The sequence below is a fragment of the Pseudomonas palleroniana genome (genome assembly GCF_022836895.1).
GTDB lineage: Bacteria > Pseudomonadota > Gammaproteobacteria > Pseudomonadales > Pseudomonadaceae > Aquipseudomonas > Aquipseudomonas palleroniana.
Genome location: NZ_CP092411.1, coordinates 5,696,019 through 5,719,485 on the forward strand (window position 1 = coordinate 5,696,019; position 23,467 = coordinate 5,719,485).

General features: G+C 60.8%; 19 protein-coding genes. 6 read left to right on the forward strand and 13 right to left on the reverse strand.

The annotated features are described in order from the left end of the window. Window positions 1–34: 34 nt before the first annotated feature. From tldD to mreB, 8 genes are all read right to left on the reverse strand, one after another. On the reverse strand, window positions 35–1,477 hold the full coding sequence (gene tldD, locus MJP36_RS25630; RefSeq protein WP_060754936.1) for a metalloprotease TldD: 1,443 nt from the start codon (window positions 1,475–1,477) through the stop codon (window positions 35–37). A 19-nt stretch (window positions 1,478–1,496) separates the two neighbouring features. Then, window positions 1,497–2,342, reverse strand: a complete 846-nt coding sequence (locus tag MJP36_RS25635; RefSeq protein WP_244384329.1) for a carbon-nitrogen hydrolase family protein — start codon at window positions 2,340–2,342, stop codon at window positions 1,497–1,499. A gap of 48 nt (window positions 2,343–2,390) precedes the next feature. Continuing rightward, entirely contained in the window at window positions 2,391–6,206 is a 3,816-nt protein-coding gene (locus MJP36_RS25640) for a YhdP family protein (protein ID WP_244384330.1), read from the reverse strand. 76 nt (window positions 6,207–6,282) lie between these two features. After that, window positions 6,283–7,740, reverse strand: a complete 1,458-nt coding sequence (rng, locus tag MJP36_RS25645) for a ribonuclease G (protein WP_010567681.1) — start codon at window positions 7,738–7,740, stop codon at window positions 6,283–6,285. A 70-nt stretch (window positions 7,741–7,810) separates the two neighbouring features. Further along, on the reverse strand, window positions 7,811–8,407 hold the full coding sequence (locus MJP36_RS25650) for a Maf family protein (protein ID WP_090366764.1): 597 nt from the start codon (window positions 8,405–8,407) through the stop codon (window positions 7,811–7,813). Between the two features lie 51 nt (window positions 8,408–8,458). After that, the gene (mreD, locus tag MJP36_RS25655) at window positions 8,459–8,947 is read right to left on the reverse strand and encodes a rod shape-determining protein MreD (RefSeq protein ID WP_003171788.1); all 489 of its coding nucleotides are present in this window, start codon (window positions 8,945–8,947) and stop codon (window positions 8,459–8,461) included. Then, a complete protein-coding gene (gene mreC / locus MJP36_RS25660) occupies window positions 8,947–10,017 on the reverse strand; it encodes a rod shape-determining protein MreC (protein WP_060754932.1) in 1,071 nt (356 codons plus the stop codon). Before mreC ends, mreD begins: the two co-directional genes overlap by 1 nt. 169 nt (window positions 10,018–10,186) lie before the next feature. Next, on the reverse strand, window positions 10,187–11,224 hold the full coding sequence (gene mreB, locus MJP36_RS25665) for a rod shape-determining protein MreB (RefSeq protein WP_002555108.1): 1,038 nt from the start codon (window positions 11,222–11,224) through the stop codon (window positions 10,187–10,189). Window positions 11,225–11,434: 210 nt separating this feature from the next. On the opposite strand from mreB, the gene gatC reads away from it, so the two are divergent. The 6 genes from gatC (at window position 11,435) to MJP36_RS25695 (ending at window position 16,646) form a co-directional block, all read left to right on the forward strand. Further along, complete coding sequence (gene gatC, locus MJP36_RS25670) at window positions 11,435–11,722, forward strand: Asp-tRNA(Asn)/Glu-tRNA(Gln) amidotransferase subunit GatC (RefSeq protein WP_005784804.1); 288 nt, start codon at window positions 11,435–11,437, stop codon at window positions 11,720–11,722. Window positions 11,723–11,738: 16 nt separating this feature from the next. Continuing rightward, window positions 11,739–13,190, forward strand: a complete 1,452-nt coding sequence (gatA, locus tag MJP36_RS25675; RefSeq protein WP_060754931.1) for an Asp-tRNA(Asn)/Glu-tRNA(Gln) amidotransferase subunit GatA — start codon at window positions 11,739–11,741, stop codon at window positions 13,188–13,190. A 10-nt stretch (window positions 13,191–13,200) separates the two neighbouring features. Further along, a complete protein-coding gene (gene gatB, locus MJP36_RS25680) occupies window positions 13,201–14,646 on the forward strand; it encodes an Asp-tRNA(Asn)/Glu-tRNA(Gln) amidotransferase subunit GatB (protein WP_060754930.1) in 1,446 nt (481 codons plus the stop codon). 145 nt (window positions 14,647–14,791) lie between these two features. Then, the gene (locus tag MJP36_RS25685; protein WP_060754929.1) at window positions 14,792–15,163 is read left to right on the forward strand and encodes a septal ring lytic transglycosylase RlpA family protein; all 372 of its coding nucleotides are present in this window, start codon (window positions 14,792–14,794) and stop codon (window positions 15,161–15,163) included. 50 nt (window positions 15,164–15,213) lie between these two features. Continuing rightward, window positions 15,214–16,269, forward strand: coding sequence for a calcium/sodium antiporter (locus MJP36_RS25690; protein ID WP_244385665.1), 1,056 nt, complete (start codon window positions 15,214–15,216; stop codon window positions 16,267–16,269). Continuing rightward, window positions 16,266–16,646 carry a carboxymuconolactone decarboxylase family protein gene (locus tag MJP36_RS25695; RefSeq protein WP_060754927.1) on the forward strand — a complete coding sequence of 127 codons (381 nt, stop codon included), beginning with the start codon at window positions 16,266–16,268 and terminating at the stop codon, window positions 16,644–16,646. The genes MJP36_RS25690 and MJP36_RS25695 overlap by 4 nt, the downstream gene beginning before the upstream one ends. On the opposite strand, the gene MJP36_RS25700 is transcribed toward MJP36_RS25695, so the two are convergent. From MJP36_RS25700 to kdgD, 5 genes are all read right to left on the reverse strand, one after another. Continuing rightward, window positions 16,643–17,584: an AEC family transporter gene (locus tag MJP36_RS25700; protein WP_060754926.1), complete on the reverse strand. Its 942-nt coding sequence runs from the start codon at window positions 17,582–17,584 to the stop codon at window positions 16,643–16,645. The genes MJP36_RS25695 and MJP36_RS25700 overlap by 4 nt on opposite strands. A 344-nt stretch (window positions 17,585–17,928) precedes the next feature. Then, window positions 17,929–19,482 carry a galactarate dehydratase gene (gene garD, locus MJP36_RS25705; protein ID WP_244384331.1) on the reverse strand — a complete coding sequence of 518 codons (1,554 nt, stop codon included), beginning with the start codon at window positions 19,480–19,482 and terminating at the stop codon, window positions 17,929–17,931. An 11-nt stretch (window positions 19,483–19,493) separates the two neighbouring features. Beyond that, the gene (locus tag MJP36_RS25710; protein WP_161548266.1) at window positions 19,494–20,858 is read right to left on the reverse strand and encodes an MFS transporter; all 1,365 of its coding nucleotides are present in this window, start codon (window positions 20,856–20,858) and stop codon (window positions 19,494–19,496) included. 96 nt (window positions 20,859–20,954) lie between these two features. Next, complete coding sequence (locus MJP36_RS25715; RefSeq protein WP_205345123.1) at window positions 20,955–22,400, reverse strand: aldehyde dehydrogenase family protein; 1,446 nt, start codon at window positions 22,398–22,400, stop codon at window positions 20,955–20,957. 54 nt (window positions 22,401–22,454) lie between these two features. Continuing rightward, window positions 22,455–23,366, reverse strand: coding sequence for a 5-dehydro-4-deoxyglucarate dehydratase (gene kdgD / locus MJP36_RS25720; RefSeq protein ID WP_060754922.1), 912 nt, complete (start codon window positions 23,364–23,366; stop codon window positions 22,455–22,457). Window positions 23,367–23,467: the final 101 nt, after the last annotated feature.

A 23,467-nucleotide genomic window follows, 5' to 3' on the forward strand; every position in this document is an offset into this window, starting at 1 on the left:
GGGTGGCGACCTTCGCCACCCGAAGCTCCCCGGCTTACGACCCCGTACCCCCGACGGTAATCGCATCAATTTTCAGCGTTGGCTGGCCGACACCCACCGGCACCGACTGCCCGTCCTTCCCGCACGTACCAACGCCACTGTCCAGCGACAGGTCATTACCGACCATCGACACCTTGCTCATGGCCTCCGGCCCGTTACCAATCAACGTCGCCCCCTTGACCGGCGCGGTAATCTTGCCGTCCTCGATCAGATACGCCTCGCTGGTGGAAAACACAAACTTGCCGCTGGTGATATCCACCTGGCCGCCGCCAAGGTTGGCGCAGTAGATCCCGCGTTTCACCGAAGCGATGATTTCCGCCGGGTCGCTTTCGCCTCCCAGCATGTAGGTATTGGTCATGCGCGGCATCGGCAGGTGCGCATAGGATTCGCGGCGGCCGTTGCCGGTACGTGCCACACCCATCAGGCGCGCGTTGAGTTTGTCTTGCATATAGCCTTTGAGTACGCCGTTCTCGATCAGGGTGGTGCACTCGGTCGGTGTACCTTCATCATCAACACTCAGCGAGCCACGGCGGCCGGCCAGGGTGCCGTCATCGACGATGGTGCATAGTTTGGAAGCCACCCTCTCGCCCATGCGTCCGCTGTAGGCGGAGCTACCCTTACGGTTGAAGTCGCCTTCCAGCCCATGGCCCACCGCTTCGTGCAGCAAAACCCCGGACCAACCCGAACCCAGTACCACCGGCAAAGTCCCCGCTGGTGCCGGAATGGCCTCCAGGTTGACCAATGCTTGGCGCAGCGCTTCCCGGGCGTAGCCCATGGCACGGTCGTCAGCCAGGAAATAGCGGTAGTCGGTACGCCCGCCGCCGCCATGGCCGCCGCGCTCGCGACGGCCGTTCTGCTCGACGATCACGCTGACATTGAAACGTACCAACGGCCGCACATCCGCCGCCAGCCCACCATCGGTGGACGCCACCAGGACGCGCTCCCACACACCGGCCATGCTCACGGTCACCTGCTGAATGCGCGGGTCCAGGGCTCGGGTGGCCGCGTCGACACGCTTGAGCAGCTCAACCTTTTCTGCACGACTGATGACTTCCAAAGGGTTATCCGGTGCGTAGAGCTGCGCCACATCCTGGGTGCTGAACGCCTGTACCGTGCCGTTTTGACCGGCACGAGAGATCGAACGCGCCGCACGGGCCGCCAGGCCCAGGGCTTCCAGGGTGATTGCGTTGCTGTAGGCAAAACCGGTCTTCTCACCCGATTGCGCGCGCACGCCGACCCCTTGGTCCAGGTTAAAGCTGCCTTCCTTGACGATGCCGTCTTCAAGAGCCCACGACTCGGAAATCTGCCCCTGGAAATACAGGTCGGCGGCGTCGATGCCCGGCCCGGCCAGATCGCCCAGCACGGTTTGCAAGCTTTCGATGGTCACGCCACCGGGTGCCAGGAGGTGTTCACTGACTGAGGACAACAACTCGCTCATAGGTTTGGCCTTAAATTCATCATTCTGAAGCAGGCCGCTGGGCGCCCTGCGAGAAAAAGCGCCGATGGTTCACCACCGGCATGCGCGCCCGTATCGACGCCTGTTCACTGCTATCGCGCTCGGCCAACAACACCGCTTCGCCTTGATCCTGTTGTGCCAGCACTCGCCCCCAAGGGTCGATAATCGCCGCATGTCCAAAGGTTTCCCGCGGCCCGGGGTGCACGCCGCCTTGTGCGGCCGCCAGCACGTAGCATTGGGTCTCGATGGCGCGTGCGCGAATCAATACGTCCCAATGCGCCGCTCCCGTCACCGCAGTAAAAGCCGAGGGTGCGCTGATCAGCTCTGCGCCCGCTGCGCGCAACTCACTGTACAGCTCGGGGAAACGCAGGTCATAACACACGGTCAGCCCCAGTCGACCCACCGGTGTATCCGCCACCACCACTTTGCCACCGAAAGCATAGTCGTCAGACTCCCGATAACGACCACGGGCATCGGCGACATCGACATCGAACAAGTGCAGCTTGTCGTAACGGGCGACGATCTGGCCCTGATCGTCGATCAGCAGCGAGCAGGCGTTGGGCTTGGCATTCGGCTGGCCCTCGGGTGGCAATGGCAATGTACCGGCCACTATCCATAAGGTGAGGTCGCGGGCTGTCTGTTTCAACCACGGCAGGATCGGGCCTTCACCCGAGGCCTCGGCGCGACCGATATCGGCCACATCACGACGCCCCATGGCCGCGAAGTTTTCCGGCAGCACGGCAAGCGTCGCACCGCCCATCGCCGCTTGTTCCAGCAAGCGCCGGGCCTGGATCAGGTTGGCCAGCACATCGCTCTGGCTGACCATTTGAATTACCGCAAAGGACATGGGCCCACACTCCATGATTGGCATAGGGCCATGCTACTCCACAGTCTCTCAGTTTGGTTTTTCAAATGGTTTGTCGAACGTGATTTTCGGGTCTTTCCAAGGCCCTTCCACTTTGTATTGCACGCTGGCGAAGCGCGAAACACGGTCACCGATCAATTTGTCGATCAGAAACAACGCCCCCCCAATGGCCGGCGCCCCGACAATCAGCGCCGCAATGGGCAGGTTGTTGGTCACAGGCAAAGTCACCAGCAACTTGGCGTCCACGCGGTCAGCCACCAGGTCCAGGGTGCCGTTGAGTTCCAGATTGGTCGACGGCCCGGTCATGGTGATCGGCTCACGGGTCACGAAGACTCCGTCACTGGCCGCCAGCAACCCCTTGACTCGGTCATAGCTCAAGCCCTTGCCGAGCAGGTCCGAGAAGTCCAGGCGCAAACGACGACCGATGGAGTTGAAGTTCAACAGGCCGAACACCCGCAACGCCTGGGCGCCGCCCTCCACTTCCACAAACTGACCTTTACGGAACGAGGCATCGAGGCTGCCGGAGAAGCGCTTGGGCCCGACCCACGCCGGTGAACCCGGCCAACGGCCATCCACGTCCAGGTGGAAGTCCTCGCTGGTCACGGTTGGCGCAAAGCCCCAGCCCTTCAGCACATCGGCGATATTCTTGCCATCCAGGCGCCCTTTGTACCAACTGTAACTGGCCCCTGGCGCACCTTCCCAGCCACCGGCGCCCTTGAGCAGCATGCCCTTGAGGCCCAGATCCAGGTCGGTAAACGCCAGGCCCTTGGCGGTCGGCCGGATCTTCAGCGACCAGGCCCCCACGAGGTCCGGCCCCTGGAACAGCTTATCGATGGCGATATCCAGTGCCGGAATATCCTTGGGATCAATATCAGCCAGCGGGTCAGGAGCGTTTTCGTCCGCCTGTACCGTTGGGTCCACCGCAGGCAATTTCACGTACTGCAGGTTGATCGCAATCGGCGCGCCCTTGGCGTCCGGCAGGTTCACCGTGCCTTTGGCCTGCTGGCTGTCGAGCTGCAAGCCCCACGCAGCAGGCTTGCGGTCGAGCTGCAGGCTGACTTGATCCAACTGGGAGCCAAGGCCGGTCAGCTTGCCCACCTTGAAATCGGCACCACTGAGCAGTTGCTTGGCACTGCCGCCCGGATCGTTGCCCGCGTAACGGTTAACCAGTTTTTTCCATGGGTCGATATCCAGTTCCGACAGCACCCCGCGAATGCGCAGGCCTTTGTTCCCGGGCAATAACGCGTTGCCATCGCCGAGGAACAACTCGCCACGACCGTCATTGAGCTTGTCGGGTGGCGCCGCAAAGGTGAAACTCGCCAACTCGCCGTAACTGAACCAATAGCGGCGCTCGGCACCTTGCAAAGTCATGCGAAAGACGCTGTCACGCCCCTGGCTGGCAGGCATGCCAAAGGGGGCGGGCAAATCTACTGCAACGCCCTTCATATTGGAGCTGACCATGAGTTGGCTGTCAGCGCCATCCAGGGTCAGCTGCAGTTGGTAAGGTATGTCGCCGGAAACCGGTAATGGCTGGCTGATCTTCAACCAATCCGTCAGACGCTTCACCGTGACCTGGCCTTTGGCGGTCACGCGGGTGCTGATATTGCCGGGCTTGCCATCAGCAACAATCTGCGCAGTGATGGGACGGTCGAACGCCTGCGCCGAAATGTTCTGGCCGCTCAGGCCCTTGGCGCTGTCGAAGCGGAAGTCACCCTTGAGCTGGGTCAGGTCCAGTGGCGGCTCGGCCAGTTGCAGGCGGGCCTTGTCGGTCTTGAAGTCCACCACGATCTTGGGGTCGGTCCCCTTGGCCAACGGAACATCCAGGTCCAGGCTGCCTTGCAGATCGCCCTCGCCTTTCCAACCGGCGAAGGTCGAGGCTGTGCCTATCGGCGCTTCCTGAAGGATTTTCAGACCATCACCCAGGCCACCGGCAAACCCTCCGGTCAGCAGCAGGTGACTGTCCTGGCCGGCAGGCGCGTGGGGAATATTGACATAGACATCCTTGACCTTGGTGTCGAGCAACTGGCCCTTGCTGGCCAGAATACGCACACCGCTCTCCTCGACGAACACTTCACCGTCGACCTTGCCCACATGAGGCCAGCCCGGCTGGAACGCCAACTCGGCATCATGCACCTTGAAGAACAGGCTGATATTGCGCGAAGCCGGCAGCGCGTCGTGGTTCAGCGAGCCCTGGTACTGGAAGAAACCCTGGTCAACCGCCCCTTTGAGAATCGCTGTGCGCAACCACTCATCCAGCGACGGGCTGAGTACGGCGGGCAGATACTTGGGGGTGAAGCGACCATCACCATCAACCATGCCGACCCGCAGGTCCATGTAGTCTTCCTGGTTATGGTCGAAATGCAGGCGAATCAGGAAGTCGGCAGCGATTTTGCCTTCCTCGCCCAGCACCTTGATGTAAGGCGCTATCAGGGTGAAGCCTTCTTTATCCAGCTTCCAGGTCAGTCGCGCATTGGCCTGGATGTACTGCCAAGGCTTGGCGAAGATCGGGTCCAGATGCAGGGAAAAGTCCTTGCTGTCCATGCGCAATTCGCCATGGCCCAGGTCGCCGCTGATACTACCGGACACGTTACGCGCGGCCGGCGCACCGAAATAAGCATCAAAGCCGATGCGCTCAAGGTTGGCGGCGAAGCTGACTTTCTGGTCGGTGGTGTCCTGGGGGCGCAGATCCACCAGTACATTACGCAGTACCCCCGTGGCCTTCAGATGCTCCAGGGTCTTGGCGAAGCCTTCCGGCAACGGCGCCAAGGCATTCAACAAGGGGGTGATAGGCGTCAGATCGAGGCGATCGGCCTGGAGCTTCCAGACCTCCTGGTCCTTGTCCGTGGCCAGGGTTTGCTGCAATTGCATGTGCGATTCCCAGCGGGTATCGCCCAGGTTCATCGCGAGCGAATCGAACAGCACCTTAAGGCCGCTATCACTGCGTTGCAGATAAGCGGTCAGGGCCAGATTTTCGATATGCACAGGCTTGCGATCGGCATAGCTGCCCTTCACTTGCGCAGAATTGAGACGCACAGCAGCACTTTGGACAGTACCTTTGCCCCAGCTCAACCAGAACTCACCGCCGGCCTGGAACTGCGTGAGCTTCCATTGCCGGGTCAACTTCGCGGGAATCCATTTGGCCCAGTCGCTCTGGGGCAGGCTGAGATAGGCTTCGACTTCTGCGTCTTGCCATTGGCTGGCGCGAATGCGGCTGCGCAGGCTGACGGCAAGCGGTTGACCGTCAGGCAACGTCAAGCGTGCATCCAAACGTTGCCGAGTCATGCCGGTGTGCAGGCTCAAGCCGACGTAAGTCATGGTCAGCGGCGCCTGATCGAACGGCTGGAGGGTGACCTGGCTATCCAACAGCGACACGCGCTTGACCATTTGCATGCGCGTCAACAACTGCCCGGGGTCCAGTGGCTGTTCATCCCGTACCGGCAGACCTTGCAAGGCCCAGTGACCGTCCTTGTCTTCCTTGACGCTCAATTGCAGCCCACTGACTTGCAGATGGGCGATGCGCACTTCAAGGGCCATCAGGCTGGCCCAGATATCCGGCACCACTTCGACCTGATCCAGGCGCAGGGCGCTGCTGCCCTCACCGACCATCACGTCGTGGGCCAGCAATACCGGGGCGAAGCCACTCCAGCGCCCCTCGAGGCTGCCAATGTGCAGGGGCATGTCAACCGCGGCCTGGGCCTTGGCCTCAACTTGCGCACGGTATTCGGCCACCAGCGGCGTCAGTTCACGACCCAGGCTCACGTATACCGCCGCCATTACCAGCAGCAGCGCACAGAGGCCCAGGCCCCAACGGGTCAAAGCGGCAAAAAAGCGTATCAGACGCTCCATGTCAGGCGACCCTCAAGGCAGTTGGCGGACGGCAGATCATGGCCTGCCGGTCTCACGGAAAGAAAGCGAATGGGGATCAGAGCAGCACCACGTCGTATTGTTCCTGGGAATACATGGTTTCAACCTGAAAACGGATGGTGCGCCCGATAAAACCTTCCAGCTCCGCGACGTTACCGGACTCCTCATCCAGCAATCGATCGACCACTTTCTGGTTGGCGAGCACTCTATAGCCTTCGGCCTGGTAGGCTCGCGCCTCCCGTAAGATTTCCCGGAAAATCTCGTAGCAAACCGTTTCTGGGGTCTTCAACTTGCCGCGCCCCTGGCAACTGCTGCAAGGCTCGCACAGCACCTGCTCAAGGCTTTCACGGGTACGCTTGCGGGTCATCTGCACCAGGCCAAGCTCGGTGATACCAATGATATTGGTCTTGGCGTGATCGCGCTCCAGTTGCTTCTCCAGCGTGCGCAACACCTGACGCTGGTGCTCTTCGTCTTCCATGTCGATGAAGTCGATGATGATGATGCCACCGAGGTTGCGCAGGCGCAGTTGGCGGGCAATCGCCGTAGCCGCTTCGAGGTTGGTCTTGAAGATGGTTTCTTCCAGGTTGCGGTGCCCTACGAACGCGCCCGTATTCACGTCGATGGTGGTCATGGCTTCTGCCGGGTCTACCACAAGATAGCCTCCGGACTTGAGTGGCACCTTGCGCTCCAGGGCTTTCTGAATTTCATCTTCGACGCCATACAGGTCAAAGATTGGACGTTCGCCAGGGTAGTGTTCCAGGCGATCGGCAATTTCCGGCATCAGTTCGGCAACAAACTGCGTGGTGCGCTGGAAGGTTTCCCGCGAGTCGATGCGAATTTTCTCTATCTTTGGGCTGACCAGGTCGCGCAGGGTGCGCAGCGCCAGGCCCAGGTCTTCATAGATGACGCTCGGTGCGCCAACGGTCTTGATCTGCGCGCCTATCTGGTCCCACAAACGCCGCAGGTAACGGATGTCCATCAGGATCTCATCCGCGCCGGCGCCTTCAGCGGCCGTGCGCAGGATAAAACCACCCGCTTCCTTGATGCCCTCAGCGGCCACACAATCACTGACGACCTTTTTCAGGCGCTCACGCTCGGCTTCGTCTTCGATTTTCAGCGAGATGCCGACATGGGCAGTACGGGGCATGTACACCAGGTAGCGTGATGGAATCGATAGCTGGGTGGTCAGGCGTGCGCCCTTGGAGCCGATGGGGTCCTTGGTGACTTGCACGACCAGGCTCTGCCCTTCATGCACCAGAGCACTGATGCTTTCCACCGCCGGGCCTTCACGCAGGGAAATTTCCGAGGCATGGATAAACGCAGCACGGTCCAGGCCGATATCGACGAACGCTGCCTGCATCCCCGGTAACACGCGCACCACTTTGCCTTTATAGATATTGCCGACGATCCCGCGCTTCTGGGTGCGCTCGACATGCACTTCTTGCAGAACACCGTTCTCTACCACCGCCACGCGCGATTCCATCGGCGTGATATTGATCAGAATCTCTTCACTCATGGCTGGGTCTCGTTCAGGCGTTTTCACAATAGTGGCCGATCGCTTAAGGCTGGGCGCTGGAGTCAAGCGATCAGCGCACGGTGAGGTTTTGCCAACAGGGTATGCCGAATTGGCCAAGCAGTTGCGCGGTTTCGCACACCGGCAAGCCGACCACGGCGGAATAACTGCCATTGAGACCGGTCACAAATACCGAACCCAACCCTTGAATAGCATAGCCCCCCGCCTTGTCCTGAGGTTCGCCACTGTGCCAGTAAGTTGTAGCCTCTTCGACAGAAACCCCGCGAAAACGTACACGGCTGCTTACACATTGGGTTACGCAGCGCAGCCCATCAGTAACAGCAATCGCGGTGAGGACTTCATGCTCGCGATCAGAAAGCGCCAGCAACATCGCCAGCGCATCGGCTTGATCCACCGGCTTACCGAGGATCTGACCGTCGACGATCACAGCCGTGTCGGCACCCAACACACAAGCGCCGGAAGAATGTTCAAGCGCAGCAAAACCTGCCATGGCCTTGCCACGCGCAAGACGCTCGACATAGGCAACGGCGGGTTCGTTTGCAAGAGGGGTTTCATCAATGGCGGCGCTGACCACGGTGAAAGGCACACCGATCTGGGTCAGCAGTTCACGTCGCCTCGCAGAGCCCGAGGCCAGATAAAGCGAATTCATTCAAGACTCTCCCTGTAGAGTTCGATAACCAGGCAGAGCCTCGCAATCCATTCAATTGATTTTATAACGACGACGCAGGCCGCGCAGGCCGAAACTGATCCAGGGCCACAGTAGCGCACTGACCAGAGCCGGTAACACCAATGCCAGGGTTGGCTGGCGGTTACCGGTCAAGGCGCTGAGCCATAGTTGCACCAACTGCGCCAGGCCGAAGATCACCAGGATCACCAGGCACTGCTGCCACATCGGAAACATGCGCAGGCGCTGTTGCAACGACAGCACCAGAAAGGTAATCAGGGTCAGGATCAACGCGTTCTGCCCAAGCAAAGTGCCATAGAGCACATCTTCCGCCAAGCCCAGAAACATCGCAGTGACCATGCCCACTTTGTGCGGCAGGTTCAGCGACCAGAAGGCCAGCAGCAATGCCAGCCACAGTGGGCGCAGGATCTCCATGAATTGCGGCAGTGGCGACACGCTGAGCAGCAAACCGATGGCAAAGGTTAGCCAGACGATCCAGCCATTGCGCGAATGAGTACCGGCCATTATTCCTCCCTCTGCCGCGTAGTTGCCGGGGTGGTTGCCGCCGGCCTGGCGGCTGGCGTCGCGGCCGGTGGTTTAGCTGCTGCCGGTTTGGCTGGCCGCGCACTGTGGGCGGCCGGCTTGGCCGGGGTTGCTACGGGCGCCGCCGGAGCGGCTGCCGGCGCAGGCGGCCCTACGAACGCGGGCTTCGGCACCGTCGCCGGAATGATCGGCGCCGTACCGTTTTGCTTGTCTTCCGCCTCTTGGGCCTGCGCGGCGTCATTGGCGCGCTCTTCCGGCGTGCGGTTGTCACTGAAGACCAGCAGCAGGTAACGGCTACGGTTGAGGGCGGCGGTCGGCACGGCGCGAACAATGGCGAACGGCTGGCCGGAATCGTGGATCACTTCCTTGACCGTCGCCACCGGGTAGCCGGCGGGGAACCGCTGGCCGAGACCGGAGCTGACCAGCAGGTCGCCTTCCTTGATGTCGGCGGTATCGGCCACATGCCTCAGTTCCAGGCGCTCCGGATTGCCGGTGCCGCTGGCGATTGCACGCAAGCCATTACGGTTGACCTGCACCGGGATGCTGTGGGTCGTGTCGGTCAGCAACAATACCCGCGAGGTGTAGGGCATCAGCTCAACCACCTGGCCCATCAAGCCACGGGCATCGAGCACCGGCTGGCCAAGGACCACACCGTCGCGCTCACCCTTGTTGATGATGATGCGATGGGTAAACGGGTTGGGGTCCATGCCGATCAACTCGGCCACTTCGACCTTCTCGTTGACCAGTGCGGAAGAATTGAGCAACTCGCGCAGCCGAACGTTCTGCTCGGTAAGGGCCGCGAGCTTTTGCAGGCGCCCCTGCAGCAGCAGGTTTTCAGTCTTGAGTTTTTCGTTCTCGGCAACCAGCTCGGTGCGGCTGCCGAATTGGCTGGCCACGCCCTGGTAGAGACGTTGCGGCAGGTCGGTGATCCAGTAGGTCTGCATCAGCACCAGCGACATCTGGCTACGCACAGGCTTGAGCAGCGCAAAGCGGGCATCGACCACCATCAGCGCGACCGAAAGCACGACCAGCACCAATAAGCGCACGCCCAATGAGGGGCCTTTGGCGAAAAGCGGTTTAATAAGCCGCTCCTCCCAGGCAAATGTTCTCTTTATTCATACGGCATCTAACCGGCCTGGATGCAGATTGAAGAAGATAAACGCCAACAGGCAGCACTGCAAAGTGCTGCCTGCCGACGAAGCATGAACCATCCTGGCGATCTTATTCGCTGGAGAGCAGGTCCATGGTGTGTTTATCCATCATTTCCAGTGCACGGCCACCACCGCGGGCAACGCAGGTCAGCGGGTCTTCGGCGACGATCACCGGCAGACCGGTTTCCTGGGCCAGCAACTTGTCGAGGTCACGCAACAACGCGCCACCACCGGTCAGCACCAGGCCACGCTCGGCGATATCGGAAGCCAACTCCGGCGGCGATTGCTCCAGGGCGCTTTTCACTGCCTGAACGATAGTGGCAAGGGACTCTTGCAGAGCTTCCAGCACTTCGTTGGAGTTCAGGGTGAAGGCACGTGGAACGCCTTCGGCCAGGTTACGGCCGCGAACATCGACTTCGCGCACTTCGCCGCCCGGGTAAGCGGTACCGATTTCCTGCTTGATGCGCTCGGCGGTGGATTCACCGATCAGGCTGCCGTAGTTGCGACGTACATAAGTGATGATCGCTTCGTCGAAGCGGTCGCCGCCTACGCGCACGGATTCGGCATACACCACACCGTTCAGGGAAATCAGGGCGATTTCAGTGGTACCACCACCGATATCGACCACCATCGAACCGCGCGCTTCCTCAACCGGCAGGCCGGCGCCGATAGCGGCAGCCATAGGCTCTTCGATCAGGAACACTTCGCGGGCACCGGCCCCCAGGGCCGATTCACGGATGGCACGACGCTCCACCTGGGTGGACTTGCATGGAACGCAGATCAGCACGCGAGGGCTGGGCTGCAGAAAACTGTTTTCGTGAACCTTGTTGATGAAGTACTGCAGCATCTTCTCGCAGACGCTGAAGTCGGCGATCACGCCGTCCTTCATCGGACGAATGGCAGCAATATTGCCTGGTGTACGGCCGAGCATGCGCTTGGCCTCGGTGCCGACGGCAACGACACTTTTCTGATTACCATGGGTCCGAATAGCCACAACCGATGGCTCATTCAGGACGATACCGCGCTCGCGCACGTAAATAAGGGTGTTGGCAGTGCCCAGGTCAATGGAAAGATCGCTGGAAAACATGCCACGCAGTTTCTTGAACATGGGAAAGGGACCCTAGGCAACGCGTGGGTAAAAAAGTGCGGCAAACTCTAACAACGACAGGGATTTTGGGCAAGGCGCCAATGTGCTAAATTGGCCGACTTTCTGTGCACCAACCCCCACAATCGCGGCCATATGACCGTAGAAATGCGGTAGTGTTCCGACAATCTAACACACGGACGCCCTCCGTTCTGTTTTCCACTGGAGAATCCCATGGCGCTTGAACGCTCCGACGTGGAAAAAATCGCGCATCTGGCCTCGCTTGGCCTGAATGACGCCGATCTTCCACAGACCACCGCAGCCCTGAACAGCATTCTCGGGCTGGTTGACCAAATGCAGGCCGTGGATACCGACGGTATCGAGCCCCTGGCTCACCCGCTGGAAGCCAGCCAGCGCCTGCGCGCAGACGTCGTGACCGAGCGCAATAACCGCGAGGCTTACCAGTCCATCGCGCCAGCGGTCGAAAACGGCCTGTATCTGGTTCCGAAAGTCATCGACTAAAGGGAAAGAGCCTTTCATGCATCACATGACTCTGGCCGAGATCGCCCGCGGTCTCGCCGACAAAAAGTTTTCTTCCGAAGAGCTGACCAAGACCCTGCTGGCGCGCATCGCCGAGCACGATCCCAAGGTCAACAGCTTCATCAGCCTCACCGAGGAACTGGCCTTGAGCCAGGCCAAGGCCGCCGACGAGCGTCGCGCCAACGGTGAACAAGGCGCACTGCTGGGCGCACCGATCGCCCACAAAGACCTGTTCTGCACCCAGGGCATTCGCACCAGCTGCGGCTCGAAGATGCTCGACAACTTCAAGGCGCCCTACAACGCCACCGTAGTCGCCAAGCTGGCCGCCGCCGGGGCCGTAACCCTGGGCAAGACCAACATGGACGAATTCGCCATGGGCTCGGCCAACGAGTCGAGCTACTACGGCGCAGTGAAAAACCCGTGGAACCTGGAGCATGTGCCCGGCGGCTCGTCCGGGGGCTCGGCTGCGGCCGTCGCCGCACGTTTCCTGCCGGCCGCCACCGCCACCGACACCGGCGGTTCGATCCGCCAGCCTGCCGCGTTCACCAACCTCACTGGCCTGAAGCCGACCTACGGTCGTGTTTCCCGTTGGGGCATGATCGCGTACGCGTCCAGCCTGGATCAGGGCGGCCCGCTGGCTCGGACCGCGGAAGACTGCGCAATTTTGTTACAAGGCATGGCAGGCTTCGATAAACAGGACTCCACCAGCATCGATGAGCCAGTGCCGGACTACAGCGCCAGCCTGAATACGTCGATCAAGGGCCTGCGTATCGGCGTGCCGAAGGAGTACTTCAGCGCAGGCCTCGACCCACGTATCAACGAGCTTGTGCACAACAGCATCAAGGAGCTGGAAAAGCTCGGCGCCGTGATCAAGGAAATCAGCCTGCCGAACAACCAGCACGCGATTCCGGCCTACTACGTGATCGCCCCGGCGGAAGCCTCCTCCAACCTGTCGCGTTTCGACGGTGTGCGCTTCGGCTACCGCTGCGAAAACCCGAAAGACCTGACCGACCTGTACAAGCGCTCGCGTGGCGAAGGCTTTGGCGTGGAAGTACAACGCCGGATCATGGTGGGTGCCTACGCGCTGTCGGCTGGTTACTACGATGCGTACTACCTCAAGGCGCAAAAAATCCGTCGCCTGATCAAGAACGACTTCATGAGCGCCTTTAATGAAGTCGACGTGATTCTCGGCCCAACCACGCCTAACCCGGCCTGGAAGATCGGCGCCAAGAACAACGACCCGATCGCCGAGTATCTGGAAGACTTCTACACCATCACCGCCAACCTCGCGGGCTTGCCTGGCCTGTCCATGCCGGCCGGTTTCGTCGACGGCCTGCCGGTGGGCGTGCAATTGCTCGCACCGTATTTCCAGGAAGGCCGCCTGCTCAATGTGGCGCACCAGTACCAGTTGAACACTGACTGGCACACTCGCACCCCTACCGGCTTCTGAGGAGAACACTATGCAATGGGAAGTTGTGATCGGGCTGGAGATTCATACCCAGCTCGCCACCCAATCGAAGATTTTCTCCGGTAGCGCCACCACGTTCGGCTCAGAGCCCAACACCCAGGCCAGCCTGGTTGATCTGGGCATGCCCGGCGTGCTGCCGGTGCTGAACCAGGAAGCGGTGCGCATGGCGGTGATGTTCGGCCTGGCGATTGACGCCCAGATCGGCCAGCACAACGTGTTCGCGCGCAAGAACTACTTCTACCCGGACCTGCCCAAGGGCTACCAGATCAGCCAGATGGAACTGCCGATCGTCGGCAAGGGCCACCTGGACATTCCCCTGGAAGACGGCACGATCAAACGTGTCGGTGTAACCCGCGCCCACCTGGAAGAAGACGCCGGCAAAAGCCTGCATGAAGAATTCCCGGGGGCTACCGGCATCGACTTGAACCGTGCCGGCACGCCGCTGCTGGAGATCGTGTCCGAGCCGGACATGCGCAGCGCCAAGGAAGCCGTAGCCTACGTCAAGACGATCCACGCACTGGTGCGCTACCTGGGCATCTGCGACGGCAACATGGCCGAAGGTTCGCTGCGTTGCGACTGCAACGTGTCGGTCCGCCCAAAGGGCCAGGTCGAATTCGGCACCCGCTGCGAGATCAAGAACGTCAACTCGTTCCGCTTCATCGAAAAGGCGATCAACAGCGAAGTGCGTCGCCAGATCGAACTGATCGAAGACGGCGGCAAGGTCATCCAGCAGACCCGCCTGTACGACCCGAACAAAGACGAAACCCGCGCCATGCGCAGCAAGGAGGAAGCCAACGACTACCGTTACTTCCCCGACCCGGACCTGTTGCCGGTCGTGCTGGAGGACTCGTTCCTCAATGACATCCGCAGCACCCTGCCGGAACTGCCGCAGCAGAAACGCGAGCGCTTCCAGGAGCAGTTCGGCCTGTCGGTCTACGATGCCAGCGTACTGGCGTCCAGCCGCGAACAAGCCAACTACTTCGAAAAAGTGCTGAGCATCGCCGGCGACGCCAAACTGGCGGCCAACTGGGTGATGGTCGAGCTGGGCAGCCTGTTGAACAAACAGGGCCTGGAAATCGACGAAGCCCCAGTCACAGCCGAGCAACTGGGCGGCATGCTGCTTCGTATCAAGGACAACACGATCTCCGGCAAAATCGCCAAGACCGTGTTTGAAGCCATGGCCGCAGGCGAAGGCAGCGCCGACGAGATCATCGAGCAGCGCGGCCTCAAGCAAGTGACCGACAGCGGTGCGATTTCCGCCGTTCTCGACGAAATGCTCGCGGCCAACGCCGAGCAGGTCGAACAATACCGTGCGGCCGACGAAGCCAAACGCGGCAAGATGTTCGGCTTCTTTGTCGGTCAGGCGATGAAAGCATCCAAAGGCAAGGCCAACCCGCAACAGGTGAACGAACTGCTGAAAAGCAAGCTCGAAGGCTGACAGCGACGAAGAGACCGGGTGAGCTCGGTCTCCTGTAGGAGGGGGCTTGCCCCCGATGAGGGTGTGCCAGTCAGCAATTTTATAGACTGACTCACCGCTATCGGGGGCCAGCCCCCTCCCACATTTGATAGGGGGATACCTGGAAATGAAGCGTCTATTCGGCCTCCTGGCCCTGTTCTCCCTGTTGACCGGTTGCGCCAGCGGCCTCATTGACCCCAACGGCTACGACGAAACCGGCACCGCCTCCTATTACGGTGCCAAGCACCATGGCAAAAGAACCGCCAGCGGTGAACCCTTCAACCAGAACGCCCTGACGGCCGCCCACCGGCGCCTGCCCTTCGGCACCCGGGTCAGGGTGACCAACCTCGCAAACAACAGATCCGTGGTGGTACGCGTGAATGACCGTGGCCCGCATACCCGGGGGCGCTTGATCGATCTGTCGCGCAAAGCAGCCGAGCAACTGGGTATGCTGGGCAGCGGCACCGCACGGGTTCGCGTGCAAGCCATGAGCAACTGATCGAGGCCGCCTTGAGTATTTTCGGATTGAACGCACTCTCGCCCTGGAGCCTGGCCGAACTGGTCAGCGGCCTGCTGCTGCTGATCGTCGGTGCCGAAATCCTGGTGCGTGCCGCCGTGCGCCTGGCCGCCAGCCTCAAGGTACGGCCGCTGATCATCGGCTTGAGTATCGTCGCCTTCGGCAGCAGCGCGCCGCAGATGACTGTCAGCCTGCAAGCCACCGTGGCCGGCAACACCGATATTGCCGTGGGCAGCGTGATCGGCAGCAGCATCTTCAACATCCTGGTGACCCTGGGTTTGTCCGCCCTGGTCATTCCATTGCGAGTGTCACGACAATTGGTTCGCCTGGACATCCCGGTCATGATCCTCGCCGGGCTGCTGGTCTTTGCCCTGGCAGCCAACGAAGCGCTGACACCCTTCGATGGCCTGCTGTTGCTCGCCGCCCTGGCGGGCTATCTGGGCCTGTTGCATTACCAGACCCGCCACTCACGCCGCCCACGTACACGGGATACCGTGGCCAAAGCGCCTTGGCTGAGTAGCGTATTGCTGATGCTGGGCGGGTTCCTGGTGCTGGTGCTGGCCGGGCATTTGCTGCTGGGCGCGGCGGTGGATGTGGCCGGTGACCTGGGCCTGTCGGAACGCATCATCGGCCTCACGCTGATCGGCGTCGGTACTTCTCTGCCGTGCCTGGCCACCTCGTTGATTGCAGCCCTGCGTGGCGAGCGGGAAATAGCCGTGGGCAACGTGATTGGCAGCAATTTGTTCAACCTGCTGGGCGTACTGGGTTTTACGGCGTTGATCGCACCGTCGCCACTGTCGGTGTCACCCAACGCCCTGGACTTCGACCTGCCGGTGATGCTCGGCGCAATCACCCTGTGCTTGCCGGTGTTCTATACCGGTTACCGCGTCACTCGCGCCGAAGGCCTCGTTCTGCTGGGGCTGTACCTTGCGTATGGCATGCATGTGATGGCGTTCACCACCGGCATGCCCCTGGCCAATAAGCTCGAACAATTGATGCTGTACTACGTCCTGCCGGTGCTGGTGGCGTTGCTGTTGTTCACATCGCTACGGGCCTGGCGTCGTCAACACAAGAGGGAATCGCAATGACCGATCAGAAAAAGCCCGGGGTTGAAATGCGTCGCCAAGTCATGGGCGACGCGTTCGTCGAACGCGCCCTGGGCAATGCCACCGAATTTACCCAACCGTTGCAGGATTTCGTCAACGAGCACGCGTGGGGCAGCGTGTGGAATCGCGAAGGCTTGCCCCTGAAGACGCGCAGCCTGATCACCCTTGCCGCCCTGACCGCGCTCAAATGCCCGCAGGAGCTCAAAGGCCATGTGCGGGGCGCACTGAATAATGGCTGCACCGTCGAAGAAATTCGCGAAGCGCTGCTGCATTGCGCGGTGTATGCCGGGGTGCCGGCGGCGATCGATGCGTTTCGTGCGGCCCAGGAAGTCATCGACAGCTACCAGAAGGAAGGTTAGATCCAGCCGCCTGCCTGCAACACAAAGATCCCGATATTCGTGGTCACCGCCGCCATCAGCGTGGTGATCACGATAATCGCCGCCGCCAGTTCATGATTGCCCTCGGCCGCCCTGGCCATCACGAAACTCGCAGCGGCCGTCGGCGCGCCGAAGTACAGAAACAGAATGCCCAGCTCCGGCCCCCGGAAGCCCAGCAACCAGGCGCCTAGCGTCGCCACCAGCGGCAAGCCGAGCATTTTTACCAGGCTGGCGCTGAGCGCCATGTTGCCACTCTTGCGCAGCGCTGCCAGCGACAAGGTGCCACCGATGCAGATCAACGCCAGCGGCAGGGTCATGTCCGCCAAATACCGGGCGCAAGACTCCAGCCAACCCGGCAGGCCGATCTTGAACATCGCAAACGGCGCGGCCGCAATCACGCTGATGATCAACGGGTTGGCCAGCACACTTTTGCAGATACTCCACGGGTCGGACTTGATCACCGGGCTATACACCGCCAGCACGATGGTCGACAGCGTGTTGTAGAACAGGATCACCAACGCCGCGAGGATAGCGCCCAGGGAAATGCCGTAGTCACCGTACATGCTGGCTGCCAGCGCCAGGCCGATGACCCCGTTATTGCCGCGAAACGCACCCTGGGTATAAATGCCCCGGTCTTCACGCGGGCAACGAACAATCGCCCAACCCCAGGCCAATGCAAAGCTGAGCAAGGTGGCAACGGCAAAGTAGATCAGCAAACCCGGCTTGAGCGCCGAATGCAGATCGGCATGCAGGATGCCCAGGAACAGCAGCGCCGGCATGGTGACGTTGAACACCAGGGACGAGGCAGTGTGGATAAAGTTGTCGTTGATCCAGTTGATGCGCTTGAGCAGCACACCAAGGAACAGCATGGCAAACACCGGCGCCGTGATGGTGAGGGTGGTGAAGAAAATAGCCAGCATGCCGGGGAGAACCTTGGTCGACGTCGTCAGGTAGCCAATGATAAGCCACCACAGGCCACCCCGTCCGGTTGTAGTGAGCGGGCTCGCCCCGCGCTGGGTGGCGCAGCCGCCCCAACGAGCCCTCCCAAGACGCTTCAGAAAGACCGAGGCGCCTGGGTTGAGGGCGAGGCACGCCCTAATACCAGCCAGTCAAGGCTTAACGCTGTCACTGTGGGAGGGGGCTTGCTCCCGATGGGCTGCGAAGCGGCCCTAATCCCAAGCGCTTCGGTCTTTCTGAAACACCGCGGCGATTGGGGCGGCTTTGCCGCCCAGCGCGGGGCAAGCCCGCTCACTACAAGGCAAGTTCAGGTGATAGGCGCAGGATTGAACAGGGTGATGTCGTTATGCAGCTTATGCCGTTCGGCCCACGTCTGCTTCTTGCCGCTGGCCACGTCCAGGTAGAAGTGAAACAACTCCCAGCCCAATTCCTCGATACTCGCGCGCCCTGTGGCAATGCGCCCGGCGTCGATATCGATGAGATCCGGCCAGCGCTGCGCCAACTCCGTGCGCGTCGACACTTTCACCACGGGCGCCATCGCCAGCCCATACGGCGTGCCACGCCCGGTGGTGAACACATGCAGGTTCATTCCCGCCGCCAGTTGCAAGGTGCCACACACAAAATCACTAGCCGGCGTGGCGCAAAAAATCAGACCCTTGCCCTTGAATCGCTCGCCGGGGCCAAGCACGCCGTTGATCGCACTGCTGCCGGATTTGACGATAGACCCCAAAGACTTCTCGACAATGTTCGACAACCCGCCCTTCTTATTGCCTGGCGTGGTATTGGCGCTGCGATCCGCCTCGCCCTTGGCCAGGTAACGGTCGTACCAGTCCATTTCCCTGACCAGCTCCCGAGCAACGTCCTCGCTCTGTGCGCGAGAAGTCAGCAGGTAGATGGCGTCTCGGACTTCAGTCACTTCGGAAAACATCACCGTCGCCCCGGCCCGCAACAGTAAGTCCGAAGCGTACCCCAGCGCCGGGTTGGCGGTGATGCCGGAAAACGCATCACTGCCCCCGCATTGCATCCCCAGGATCAGCTCAGAGGCCGGCACGGTTTCACGACGACGCTGGTCGAGCCTCTTCAATCGGGTTTCGGCCAGCGCCATGATCTGCTCGATCATTTCAGTGAAGCCGTGGCTGGCGTCCTGCAGGCGGTACAACCACGGCTCGCTCAGGTCGACGGAACTGTCGTGCTCATGCATCACTTGCCCGGCCTGCAATTTCTCGCAACCCAGGCTGATCACCAGCGCTTCGCCCCCCAGGTTGGGGTTGCGTGCCAGGTTGCGCACCGTGCGGATCGGGATATAGGCATCCGTCGCGGTGATCGCCACGCCGCAGCCGTAGCTGTGGGTGAGCGCCACCACGTCGTCAACGTGCGGATACTTGGGCAGCAATTCGTCCTTGATGCGCTTGACCGCATGATCCAGCACGCCCGTGACGCACTGCACCGTGGTGGTGATACCGAGGATATTGCGCGTCCCCACGGTACCATCGGCGTTGCGATAGCCCTCGAACGTAAAGCCCTCCAACGGCGCCTGGGTTTGCGGGACCTCGGTGGACAGCGGCAAGCTGTCCAGCGGTGGCGCGGTGGGCATGCGCAGTTGATCTTCCTGCACCCAACTGCCACGTGGAATCGGCGCCAAGGCATACCCGATGGTCTGGCCATAGCGAATGATCCGACCGCCTTCGGGAATATCTTCCAGGGTCACCTTGTGGCTCTGGGGAATAAACTCCAGCGTCACCAGGCCGTCCGCAAACTCGGTCCCGGCCGGTACCCCCTGATCGTTGACCACGATCACCACGTTGTCGCGCTCGTGCAAACGAATCGAGCGTGGCGAATCGGCATGTTCAATCAATTGCATCACACGGCCCCTCAGGAATGCGCTTCGGACAGATGGGTCAGCTCAGGCCCCTTGCTTGGAGGCTCTTTGAGTACTACACGCTTGATCGGGCCAACGATGACCAGGTAGCTGAACACCGCCACCAGCGCGTTGGCGCCGACAAACACCAGGGCCCACTTGAACGAGCCGGTGGTGCTGATGATGTAACCGATGACGATCGGCGTGGTGATCGACGCGAGGTTACCGAAGGTATTGAACAAGCCGCCACTGAGGCCGGCGATCTGTTTCGGCGAGGTGTCGGACACCACCGCCCACCCCAGTGCGCCAACGCCCTTGCCGAAGAACGCCAGGGCCATGAAGCCCACCACCACCCATTCGATATCCACGTAGTTGCAGGCCACGATACTGCTGGAAATCAACAGCCCGCCAATGATCGGCGCCTTGCGCGCGAAGGTCAGCGAATGGCCCCTGCGCAGCAGGTAATCGGAAATCACCCCACCGAGCACGCCGCCGATAAACCCGCAGATCGCCGGCAACGACGCAATGAAGCCGGCCTTGAGGATGGTCATGCCACGGTCCTGCACCAGGTACACCGGGAACCAGGTGAGGAAGAAGTACGTGATGCCGTTTATGCAATATTGGCCCAGGTACACGCCGAGCATCATGCGATTGGTCAGTAACTGGCGGATGTAATTCCACTTCGGACCGTCGGTTTTCTTGCCTTTGCCTTTATCCTGATCCATATCGACCATCGCACCATTGGCCGCGATGTGATTGAACTCGGCTTCGTTGATCATCGGGTGCTGGCGCGGGCTGTGGATCACTTTGAGCCAGATCAGCGAAAACAGAATGCCGATCACGCCCATCACGATAAACACGTGCTGCCAGCCGAAGGTGAAGACGATCCAGCCCATCAGCGGCGCAAACAGCACGGTGGCGAAGTACTGCGCCGAGTTGAAGATCGCCGACGCCGTACCGCGCTCCGCCGTAGGAAACCACGCTGCGACAATACGCGCATTTCCGGGAAACGACGGTGCCTCAGCCAGGCCCACCAGAAAGCGCAGCATGAACAACGCGACCACTGCGGTGGAAACCCCGAACTCACCGACATAGCCTTGCAGCACGGTGAACAAAGACCAGGTGAAGATGCTCAAGGCATAGATTTTTTTTGAGCCGAACCGGTCCAGCAACCAGCCACCGGGAATTTGCCCAGCCACGTAGGCCCAACCGAATGCGGAGAAGATGTAACCGAGGGTGACCGCGTCGATACCGAGGTCTTTTTGCAGGCTGGAGCCTGCGATGGCGATAGTGGCCCGGTCGGCATAGTTGATCGTCGTCACCAGAAACAGCATGAGCAGGATCAAATAGCGGACGTGGGTCGGCTTGGTCGCTTGCATGAAGAAGTACTCCCACTAATTATTTTTTTTGCGGGTAATCATTTCTGTGTTGAAGGTAGGAGCCGGCAGGCAACCGGCTCCTACGACGGGCGCGTCCTACGACCCGATGTAGCTGGTTTTCACCACGGTGTAGAACTCTTGTGCATAACGACCTTGCTCACGCGAACCATAGGACGAGCCCTTACGGCCACCGAACGGCACGTGGTAATCCACACCCGCGGTCGGCAGGTTGACCATGACCATCCCGGCCTGGGAGTGGCGCTTGAAGTGGTTGGCGTATTTCAGCGACGTGGTGGCAATACCGGCCGACAAACCGAATTCGGTGTCATTGGCCATCGCCAACGCCGCCTCGTAGTCCGCCACGCGGACCACGTTGGCCACCGGACCGAAGATCTCCTCACGACTGATACGCATGGCGGCTTCGCTGTCGGCAAACAGCGTCGGCGCCAGGTAGTAGCCTTCGGTGTCACAAGTCACCAGGCCGCCGCCACTGACCAGCCGAGCGCCTTCGCTTTGGCCGATGTCGATGTATTTCAGATCCTGGTCCAACTGGGCCTGGGACACGACCGGGCCAATATCGGTGCCGCTTTTCAGCGCGTGACCGACAGTGATAGAGCGCATGCGCTCGGCCATGGCCGCGACGAACCGGTCGTGGATGCCGGCCGTGACAATCAAGCGACTGGATGCGGTGCAACGCTGGCCGGTGGAGTAGAACGCACTTTGTACCGACAGCTCGACAGCCTGCTTGAGGTCGGCATCATCGAGGATGATCTGCGGGTTCTTGCCGCCCATTTCCAACTGCACTTTGGCCTGGCGCGACACACAGCTCACGGCGATCTGACGACCCACGCCCACCGAGCCGGTGAAGCTGATGCCATCGACTTTCGGGCTGTTGACCAACACATCGCCGACCACACGACCGCTGCCCATCACCAGGTTGAACACACCGGCCGGGAAACCGGCGCGAGAAATGATTTCCGCCAGGGCCCAGGCACAGCCCGGCACCAGCTCGGCGGGCTTGATCACCACGCAGTTACCGTAGGCCAGGGCCGGGGCGATTTTCCAGGCGGGGATGGCAATCGGGAAGTTCCACGGCGTGATCAAGCCGACCACACCCAGCGCTTCGCGGGTCACTTCAACGTGGACGCCAGGGCGCACCGACGGCACATAATCGCCGGACAGGCGCAGGCATTCACCGGCGAAAAACTTGAAAATGTTACCTGCACGCGTCACTTCGCCAATGGCTTCGGGCAGGGTCTTGCCCTCTTCCCGGGCCAGCAGGGTGCCGAGTTCTTCACGGCGGGCGAGGATTTCGCTGCCGACTTTATCCAGCGCATCGTGACGCGCCTGGATACCGGACGTCGACCAGGCCGGGAACGCGGCGCGGGCGGCATCGATAGCGGCGTTGACCTGGGCGACGTCAGCCTTGGCGTATTCGCCGATGACATCGGACAACTCCGACGGGTTGAGATTGACGCAGTAGTCGGTACCGGCCACCCACTCGCCGTTGATGTAGTTTTCAAAACGCTTGGCTTGGGACACAAATCTTCTCCTGACGCAAAAGGCCGCTGATTGCTCAGCGGCCTTGTTGATAAGTTACTGCGGACCTTGCTGGTCGATCAGCGCCGCCAGGGCTTCGTATTCTTCCGGCAGCAAGTCGGTCAACGGGGTACGGACCGGGCCTGCGTCATAGCCAGCGATCTTGGCGCCGGCCTTGACGATGCTCACGGCATAACCCGCCTTGCGGTTACGGATGTCGAGGTAAGGCAGGAAGAAATTGTCGATGATTTTGGCGACCGTGGCGTGATCGTCCTTGGCAATCGCGTGATAGAAGTCCATCGCGGTTTTCGGGATGAAGTTGAACACCGCCGAGGAGTACACCGGAACGCCCAGGGCCTTGTAGGCAGCGGCGTAAACCTCTGCAGTCGGCAGGCCGCCGAGGTAGCTGAATCGGTCACCCAGACGACGGCGGATCGACACCATCAACTCGATGTCACCCAAGCCGTCCTTGTAGCCGATCAGGTTCGGGCAACGTTCCGCCAGGCGCTCCAGCAATGGCGCAGTCAGGCGGCAGACGTTGCGGTTGTAGACCACTACGCCGATCTTGACCGATTTACACACCGCCTCAACGTGGGCGGCAACCCCGTCCTGGCTGGCTTCGGTGAGGTAGTGCGGCAGCAGCAACAAGCCTTTGGCGCCGAGGCGTTCGGCTTCCTGGGCGTACTCGATCGCCTGGCGGGTCGAACCGCCCACACCGGCGAGGATTGGCACGCTGCTGGCGCAGGTATCAACAGCGGTTTTCACCACTTGGGAATATTCGCTGGCGGCCAGGGAGAAAAACTCACCGGTACCGCCGGCGGCGAACAACGCCGTCGCACCGTAGGGGGCCAGCCATTCGAGGCGCTTGATGTAGCCCGCCTGGTGGAAGTCACCCTGGGCGTTGAAATCGGTCACCGGAAAAGACAGCAGACCGTGGGAAAGGATGGACTTCAGTTCTTGTGGATTCATTATTCGAACACCCTGGGCAAAGACTTCATGTGAAAGGTATTGTTGGTTTTCGTGATGTCGTACGTCATCGTACAACTATAAATAAATTCGTCAACCGCAAT